This is a genomic window from Pseudomonas sp. NPDC087598 (assembly GCF_044743525.1).
In the GTDB taxonomy this organism is placed as follows: Bacteria; Pseudomonadota; Gammaproteobacteria; order Pseudomonadales; family Pseudomonadaceae; genus Aquipseudomonas.
In genome coordinates, this window is record NZ_JBIUWQ010000073.1 from 19,252 (window position 1) to 28,101 (window position 8,850).

Below are 8,850 nucleotides of genomic sequence, written 5' to 3' on the forward strand. Positions count from 1 at the left end.
CTCCTTGGTCGTATTCAACGCTGCGATTGCGGTTTGTGTTGGTCTAGGTCAGCAATACCTGAGCCAATTTAAGGGGGCTGGATGACACTTTGATGTCGGTGGTCGTCTGGCGAGCCTTTTATTTGCCCGGTTTCGACCGCTGCCCGCTAAGCGTAGACCATGCTCAAAGCCCCGGCTGGCAAGGGACTTGGCCGATGTATTGCAAGTCATTTAGGCGACCGTTCAGCAGGATTGTCATCTCTCGGTCATCTGCACTGCCTAGGCTTGCAACTCTCGAAAGCGGCGCGATCGCCGTGCGGTTTTGCCCCGAAACAGTGCTGGTCTAGTCCAGATAGGTAACGTTGATGCGCGATGAGGCAACAAAAGCGGTGACAGCGATTGGCCAGGTGTTGCAGGAGCAACTTGACCACGGGCTATTGGCGCCGGGCAGTAAGTTGCCGGCCGAGCGCAAGCTTAGTGAGTTGTTCGGCACGACGCGGATTACTGTGCGCGAGGCGTTGTTGCAACTGGAGGCGCAGGGGCAGATTTATCGTGAGGAGCGGCGGGGCTGGTTCGTTTCGCCGCCGCGTCTGGCGTACAACCTGATGCAGCGCAGTCACTTTCACGCGATGGTCAGTGCGCAGGGGCGGGTGCCTTCGACCGAGGTGATTTCGGCGCGACTGCAACCCGCGTCGGCGGCGGTGTGTGCGTGGCTGCAGTTGCCGGCGTTGTCGAGTGTGATTCAGATCTGTCGGTCGCGGCGGATTGATGGGCGGTTGGTGCTTTATGTTGAGCATTATCTGAATCCGCAGTTTTTTCCGGGGATTCTGGATTTTGATTTGAATCAGTCGATTACCGAGTTGTATGCGCGGCATTACGATTTGCACTATGGGCGGGTGCGGTTTGAGATTGTGCCTACGTCACTTTCTGTGGATGCGGCGGCGGCTTTGCGGGTTTCTGTGGGGAGTCCGGGGTTGCGGATTGCTCGGGTTAATTACGATCAGCATGAGCGGTTGATTGATTGTGATCTGGAGTTTTGGCGGCATGATGCGATTCATGTGGGGGTTGATGTTGTTTGATCGTTTTGGGTGAATATCCGTTGCTGTGGTAGCGGCTGCTTGGGGTTCCGCCCTGACGGCGGGTCACCTTTTCCAAACGCCGAAAAGGTAACCCAAAAGGCTTTACCCTGACGTACGGCCCTCGCTGGGGCTCGGGTTCCTTCGCTGCGGGATTGATCCGGGCGCATCGCCTACGGTTTGCTTCGCTGCACCTCCTCTCGATGCATTTGGCTGCGCCAAACGGTCGCTGCGCTCCCACCCCCGGATCAATCCCTCCACTCAGCCTTCCGACGGGCCTTCCAGATCAAGAGCGGTACTCGAGCTAACGCTCATTGTGTTGAGTGGGGCGGCATGCGCCGCGTTTGGGGGGTACTCGTTTTTTTGTGGCAGTGATGGCGGCCTGACGGCCGACCAGTCTCTGGCTGATTGAACTCGATCCCCTGTGGGAGCTAGTCCTGCTGGCGATGGCGGCCTGGCAGCCGACCAGTCTCTGGCTGATTGAACTCGATCCCCTGTGGGAGCTAGCCCTGCTGGCGATGGCGGCCTGACAGCCGACCAGTCTCTGGCAGGCTGCACGCGGTCCATTGTGGGAGCTAGCCTGCTGGCGATGGCGGCCTGGCAGCCGACCAGTCTCTGGCAGGCTGCACGCGGTCCAAATGTGGGAGCTAGCCTGCTCGCGAAAGCGCCCCCAGAGTCACCCTCTTCTCTACTTGCCAGCCCCCGCATTGGCATACAAATAATCCGTCGCCAACGATGCCAATGTCCTGACTCCCACCACCAATGCCGACTCATCCACAAAGAATCCCGGATTGTGGTTCGGCGCTGCCTTGCTCATGTCCTGTTCTCTTGGCGTCACGCCCAGAAACACAAACAGCCCCGGTACTTCCTTGGCGAAGAACGAGAAGTCTTCTGCGCCTCCCACCAGCGGTGCATTGACCACGTCGTCCTTGGCTGCCCACTTCAAGGTCGGCAGCATTTTTTCGGTCAATGCCGGGTTGTTAATGGTCGGGTCGTATTTTTCGATGATGGTCACATCGGCTTTCGCGCCACCGCTTTCGGCGATTTTCTCGACGGTCTGGCGCACGTCGGCATGCAGTTTCTGGCGAATGCCGTAGTCGTAGGAGCGGATGGTGCCGGTCATGTCGACGGATTCGGGAATGATGTTGTAGCGGGTGCCGCCGTTGATGGTGCCGATGCTGACGACTGAGGGGTAAGACGAAATGTCGGTGCGGCGGCTGACCACGGTTTGCAGGCCGACGATGGTTTGTGCGCCGACGGTGATCGGGTCGATGCCGTCCCAAGGACGACCGGCGTGGGTTTGTTTGCCGAGGATTTTGATGCGCAGGTCGTCGGAGCTGGCGAGAGTGGCGCCGGGGCGGTAGGCGATCTGGCCGGCGGGGATGCCGGCCCAGACGTGCAGGCCGAAGACCGCGTCGGGTTTGGGTGATTTCATCACGCCTTCTTCGACCATCATTTTTGCGCCCCAGGTGTTTTTGCCGTCGGGGATGAAGTCGCTGGGGCCTTCTTCGGCGGGCTGGAAGTAGAACACCACGGTGCCGGGCAGGGTGTCGCGCATGCCGGTGAGAATTTTCGCTGTGCTGAGCAGGATCGCGGTGTGGGCGTCGTGGCCGCAGGCGTGCATGACGTCGACTTCTTTGTCGAGGTAGGTGCCTTTGGCTTTCGAGGCGAACGGCAGGTCGGCGACTTCCTTGACCGGCAGCGCGTCCATGTCGGCGCGCAGGGCCACGGTCGGGCCGGGCAGGGCGCCTTTGAGGATGGCGACCACGCCGGTGCGGGCGACGCCGGTTTTGACTTCCAGGCCCATGGCTTTGAGTTGTTTGGCAACCAGTTCCGATGTGCGTTTTTCGCTGTTGCCGAGTTCCGGGTGGGCGTGGATGTCGCGGCGGGTTTCCAGCAGTTCGGGTTCAAGCTGTTTGGCTTGTACGGCGATCTGTTCGCGGGTGCTGTCCATTGTCGCCGCGACGGCGTTGCTGGCGAATAAGGTGAACAGCACAGCTTGGGCAATGCGTGTCAGCTGCATCGGGTTTCTCCATGGTTATTGTTTTTTTGGCTTCCCTGCCTGTGACCCGAACGTCGTGCCTAAGTGCTATTCCTTCGGCTGGCCACCACCGGCAGTGATCACTTGCACACTCATTCTCGGCGTCGCCAGATCCAGCCCGGCTTCGTCGAGATGGCGTTTGAGCGACAGGTTGAAGGCCCGGGAAACCTCCCATTGTTTGATCGGCGCGGTCTTGAAGCGGGCGCGCAGAATCGCGCTGCCGGACTCAAAACTCTCCACACCCTGAATCTCCAGCGGCGACCAGATGTTGCGGCGTTGCAGGGGATCGGTGCGCATTTTCTGGCCGACTTCGCGCATCAGTTTGATCGCGTCGTCGATTTCCATGTTGTATGGCACGGCCACGCGGAAGATCGCGTAACCGAATTCCCGCGAGTAGTTTTTGATGCTTTTGATTTCGCTGAACGGGATCGTGTGGACGATGCCGTCGATATCGCGCAGACGCACGGTGCGGATGGTCAGGCCTTCGACGGTACCGAGGTGGCCACCGACGTCGACGTAGTCATCGATGGCCAGCGAATCTTCGATGATGATGAACAGGCCGGTGATCAAATCCGCGACCAGCGACTGCGCACCGAAACCGATGGCCAGACCAATGACACCGGCACCGGCCAGCAGTGGCGTGACGTTCATGCCCATGTTGGCCAAGGCAACGATCAGCGCAATGATGAAAATCGCCACGAACAGCACGTTGCGGATCAGCGGCATCATCGTCTGTGCGCGGGCGTTGGCCAGGCCTTTGCGCGAGCGGGTGAGGGCGTGATGGACGGCGGTGTCGGCGAGGATCCAGATCAGCCAGGAGAAGATCAGCGTGCCGATCAGACTGAACAGTTTGACGCTGACGTCATGGCCTTCGCCTTCGGCAAAACCGATCAGCGACTGGCCCCACACGCGCAAGCCCAGTTCGATGAACGCCAGCCACACCAGCAAATGCGCGAGGGTGTAGAAGAAACTTTTCAGGCGCTCGGAGTAGAGCGCGTGGCGTTTCGCCCCGCGTTGCGGTTTCAGCGAATGCCGGCGTACCAATCCATTGATGACCATGCACAACACCAACAGCACGGTGCAGATCAGCGACTGGCGTAATGCGGTGCTGGTATCGCCGGCGGAGACGAAGGTGGCGAACAGCGAGATCCCGACCAGCACCAGCGCCGGCACGTACCAAAAGGTGCCAAGGATTTCGATGGTGTCGCTGAGGGCGCGGCGCGTCAGGCGCCGGGACAACGGTTGGTTGCGGATCAGGTGGGCAATCGGTCGGCGGAAACGCAGGATGAACAAACCGGTCGACAGTGCGGCGAGGACATTGGCGACGGTCGCCGCTGTATGTGCCAAGTGCACGCCGAGGCTCTCGATCAGGCGCGGGTCGTTCAGCGCTTCACCAAACGCGGCGAAGCTGCCGATCAGCCACAACGGTCGAAACGCCTGATGGCGCAGGATGTACAGCGCACGATGGCGGTGCGGGCCGTCGAGCAGGGAGAACGCGATCACGCAGATCGCCGAGAAACAGGTGCCGACCACCAGCGCATAGGCCAGCACCATCGCCAGGCTTTTGCCCAGCGATGACGGCAAGGCGTAGCTCATGTAAACGGTCATTACCAAGGCGATCAGCCATGGCCCAAGTTTGCGCAACGCGAAGCGCAGCATGTCGAGGGCCTTGGGGTGTTGCGGCAATTCTTCGGTGAGGCCGAAACGCATACGCACCCGGTGACCGAGCCAGATCAGCGCGGCGGCGAGCAGGCTCCAGACCATCAGGATCACCGCGAAGCCGAAGACAATCGGCAGCCATTCGCTGGCCGGGAGCATCAATGCTTTCAGCTCATCCTTGGCCAGATCGAATTCGTTGGACCAGCGATTGAGCGGGCTGTCGGCGCCGGAGAATTGTTTTTCGAAATTGGCCAGCGTGCCGCCAATCAGCCCGAGTACGCCTTCTTCGGGAGAGGCCTGGGCTTTTTTCGTGGCGTCACGCAGTTTTTTCAGATCGGTCAGCAACTGTGCACGTTGCTTGTCGTTTTCCAGCGACTTGATGACTTCGTCGAGGGATTGCCCCAGCGGTTCCTGCGCCTCGGGCTGCGTCTTGCTGGTGTTGAGCAGGCCTGGCAGACCGACTGCGTGGGCAGGCGCCACGGGCAGCAGCGTCATCAGGCAGATGAGTAAAAAGCAGGGCAGGGCAAAAAGACGAGCAAACACTAGGCGGTCAACCTCGCAAGGGGCGGATTCGCTGGAGTGTACGAGCCCGCCTGACTCAATGCGAGTCGGGCGCGGATTTATTCGTTGAGTTTGGCGAGGATCTTGTACACCACGGTGGCGAGAATCATCAGCATGCCGATCCACATGGCAAAAACACCGGCGTTTTTGTCGCGGAAGTTGAAACCGATCGCCAGCAGGATCATCCCGCACAGAATGGGAATGAGCATGGCGTGGAACGAAGACATCGAGATCATGAAGACTGCCTTGTCTGAAGGGATGATTTAAGTCTAGGCCGGTTTTGGTTGAGCAGTTCTGATGTGTATCAGAATTGAGCCGGTTTTGCTTTGATCGTGTGGCGAGGGAGCTTGCTCCCGCTCGGCGGCGCAGCCGTCGTAAATTCTGAGCACACGATCATGCTGACTCAACGCGTGCTCAGGTTTTGGGCCGCTTCGCGACCCAGCGGGAGCAAGCTCCCTCGCCACAAAAGCAGGGATTACGGCAATTCGCGGCAGGCGTAAAACGCGCTCAGCACTTTGACCAGGTGCGCCAGGTCATGGCTGCCGCACAGCTCGCGAATCGAGTGCATGGCGAAAGTCGGCAGACCGATATCGACGGTGCGCACGCCCAGGTGGCTGGCGGTGATCGGGCCGATGGTCGAGCCGCAGCCCATGTCGCTGCGGACCACGAAGCTTTGCACCGGGACTTCTTCGGCCATGCACAGATGACGGAAGAAGCCGGCAGTTTCGCTGTTGGTGGCGTAGCGCTGGTTGCTGTTGACCTTGATCACCGGACCGGCGTTGAGTTTCGGGCCGTGGTTGGCGTCGTGCTTCTCGGCGTAGTTCGGGTGCACGCCGTGGGCGTTGTCGGCCGAGACCAGCAGAGATTTTTGAATGGTGCGGACAAACTCGTCACCTTCCGGCAGCAGGCGGCGCAGGGTCTGTTCGAGCATCGGGCCGTCGGCACCGCAGGCCGAGCAGGAGCCGACTTCTTCGTGATCGTTGCACACCAGCACGCAGGTTTCGTCGGTTTCGGCAGTGAGCAAGGCTTGCAGACCGGCGTAGCACGACAGCAGGTTGTCGAGGCGTGCGCCGGCAATGAAATCGCCGTTCAGGCCAATCACCGCAGCACTTTGCGTGTCGTAGAAACTCAGCTCGTAATCGAGCACAACGTCAGCGTTGAGGCCATGTTCGCGGGCCAGTTGATCGGTGAGCACGGCGCGGAAATCGACGCGCTCGTCACCGGCAAACTGCGCGAGGATCGGCGGCAGTTCGGTCTGTGCGTTGATCGCCCAGCCCTGATTGGCCTCGCGGTTGAGGTGGATGGCCAGGTTGGGAATGATCGCGATCGGTGCCTTGAAGTCGATCAGCTGGCTCTCGACTTTGCCGTCACGGCGGAAGGTCACGCGGCCGGCCAGCGACAGATCGCGGTCGAACCACGGGGCCAGCAGCGCACCGCCGTAGACTTCGACGCCCAGTTGCCAGAAACCCTGACGCTGCAGCTCCGGTTGCGGTTTGACTCGCAGGCACGGGCTGTCGGTGTGCGCGCCGACCAGGCGGATGCCGCCGTTCAGTGGCGAAGTACGGCCCATTTTGATTGCGACGATCGAGGAGTCGTTGCGGGTGACGTAATAGCGGCCGTTAGGCTCGGTGGTCCATGGCTCGCGCTCGTCGAGGCGCACGTAACCGGCGGCCTCCAGACGTTGAACAAGGCTGGCAGTGGCGTGGAACGGGGTAGGGGAGGCCTTGAGAAAGTCGATCAGGCCTTGGTTCAACTCTTCGCGCATAAGAAACTCCAGACAGCAATGGCCGGGAGTTTAACGCATTGACCAGGGAATTGAATCTGCACCGGATCCCTGTAGGAGCTGCCGCAGGCTGCGATCTTTTGATCTTGCTGTTTATAAGATCAAAAGATCGCAGCCTGCGGCAGCTCCTACAGAGGGTACGGTCAGAACGGTGCCGGGCACTCGAAGCGCAGGCGTTCACCGGTTTGCGGATGGGTGAAGCTGAGCATGCTCGCGTGCAGGCACAGGCGCGGCCAGGCAGCGAGGGCTTGTTCGTGGGCGTAGAGGCCATCGCCGAGCAACGGATGACCGATCGACAGCATGTGCACGCGCAACTGGTGCGAGCGGCCAGTGATCGGCGTCAGCTCGACGCGGCACCAGTCGCCGCAACGTTCAAGCACACGCCAGAAGGTCAGTGCATGCTTGCCGAATTCATGATCGACCACGTGGCGCGGCTTGGTCGGCGGGTCGTAGCGCAGCGGCAAATCGATACTGCCACTGTCCAGTTCCGGCTGGCCCCAGGCCAAAGCTGTGTAGGCCTTTTCGGTTTCGCGGTCGTGAAACTGGCGCGACAGTTCGCGGTGGGTGTCAGCGTCACGGGCCAGCAGAATGATCCCGGAGGTTTCCCAGTCCAGGCGATGGACGATGCGTGCTTCCGGGTAGCCGTTTTCCTGCAAGCGGGTAATCAGGCAGTCCTTGTTGTCGTCGGCGCGACCGGGCACCGAGAGCAGCAGGGTCGGTTTGTCGACCACCAGTACGGCGGCGTCCTGATGGATGATGCGGATGTTGGACAACGGCATTAAAACAGCCTCGTAACAAATGCCAACGGCGGTTCAGGGCCATTCCGTTTCGGGAATGGCCCTGAACCGCCGTCGTTCCTGCCGGATCGACTCAGCGATCTGGCAGGGTGATGTTGAGTTCCAGAATCGAGCAACTGCCCTGGCTTTCCAGTGCAACATGTACGTCGTCGTTGCCGATGTTGACGTACTTGCGGATCACGTCGACCAGTTCCTTCTGCAAGGCTGGCAAGTAATCCGGCGTGCTGCGCTGGCCGCGCTCATGCGCCACGATGATCTGTAGACGCTCTTTCGCTACCGAGGCAGTGCTTGGCTTTTTGTTGGCACGAAAGAAGTCAAAAAGGTTCATTACCTACCTCCAAACAGGCGCTCGAAGAATCCCTTCTTCGTAACATCGAGGAAACGATGTTCTTTTTCTTTGCCCAGCAGACGATCAACGGCATCGCTGTACGCCTGACCGGCGTCGCTCTGGTCGTCGAGAATCACCGGGACGCCCGAGTTGGATGCCTTCAGGACGGCCTGAGACTCCGGGATGACGCCCAGCAGGGTCACTGCCAGAATTTCCTTCACGTCTTCAACACCGAGCATTTCGCCATCACTGACGCGCTGTGGGTTGTAACGGGTCAGCAGGAGGTGTTCCTTGATCGGCTCTTCGCCGTTTTCGGCACGACGGGACTTGCTGGCCAACAGGCCGAGCATGCGGTCGGAGTCACGTACCGAGGACACTTCCGGGTTGGTCACGATAATCGCTTCGTCGGCGAAATACATGGCCAGGTGTGCACCTTTCTCGATGCCCGCCGGGGAGTCGCAGACCACGAAGTCGAAGTCTTCCTTCAACTGCATCAGGACTTTTTCCACGCCTTCGACGGTCAGCGCGTCTTTGTCGCGGGTCTGGCTGGCGGCCAGTACGTAGAGGTTTTCCAGGCGCTTGTCTTTGATCAGAGCCTGTTGCAGGTTGGCTTCGCCGTTGACCAC

At 60.1% G+C, this 8,850-nt stretch carries 8 protein-coding genes; 1 reads left to right on the forward strand and 7 read right to left on the reverse strand.

The genetic code is table 11. The annotated features are described in order from the left end of the window. The first annotated feature begins 344 nt into the window (after positions 1-344). Entirely contained in the window at positions 345-1,058 is a 714-nt protein-coding gene (locus ACIOWE_RS26835; protein WP_103307243.1) for a UTRA domain-containing protein, read from the forward strand. A gap of 685 nt (positions 1,059-1,743) precedes the next feature. Here ACIOWE_RS26835 and ACIOWE_RS26840 read toward each other — a convergent pair. The 7 genes from ACIOWE_RS26840 to minD all read right to left on the reverse strand — a co-directional run. After that, positions 1,744-3,078 carry an amidohydrolase gene (locus ACIOWE_RS26840; RefSeq protein WP_401397773.1) on the reverse strand — a complete coding sequence of 445 codons (1,335 nt, stop codon included), beginning with the start codon at positions 3,076-3,078 and terminating at the stop codon, positions 1,744-1,746. Positions 3,079-3,144: 66 nt separating this feature from the next. Further along, complete coding sequence (locus ACIOWE_RS26845; protein WP_401397776.1) at positions 3,145-5,298, reverse strand: mechanosensitive ion channel family protein; 2,154 nt, start codon at positions 5,296-5,298, stop codon at positions 3,145-3,147. Positions 5,299-5,375: 77 nt separating this feature from the next. Further along, a complete protein-coding gene (locus ACIOWE_RS26850; protein WP_177431475.1) occupies positions 5,376-5,552 on the reverse strand; it encodes a hypothetical protein in 177 nt (58 codons plus the stop codon). A gap of 239 nt (positions 5,553-5,791) precedes the next feature. Beyond that, positions 5,792-7,081 (reverse strand): M18 family aminopeptidase, encoded by a 1,290-nt coding sequence (locus ACIOWE_RS26855; RefSeq protein WP_401397779.1) that lies wholly within the window; start codon positions 7,079-7,081, stop codon positions 5,792-5,794. 161 nt (positions 7,082-7,242) lie between these two features. Continuing rightward, entirely contained in the window at positions 7,243-7,878 is a 636-nt protein-coding gene (locus ACIOWE_RS26860) for an RluA family pseudouridine synthase (protein ID WP_007960625.1), read from the reverse strand. Between the two features lie 91 nt (positions 7,879-7,969). Further along, the gene (minE, locus tag ACIOWE_RS26865) at positions 7,970-8,224 is read right to left on the reverse strand and encodes a cell division topological specificity factor MinE (protein ID WP_003223146.1); all 255 of its coding nucleotides are present in this window, start codon (positions 8,222-8,224) and stop codon (positions 7,970-7,972) included. After that, a partial coding sequence (gene minD, locus ACIOWE_RS26870; RefSeq protein ID WP_401397782.1) for a septum site-determining protein MinD occupies positions 8,224-8,850 on the reverse strand: 627 nt, incomplete at its 5' end. The genes minD and minE, both read right to left, overlap by 1 nt.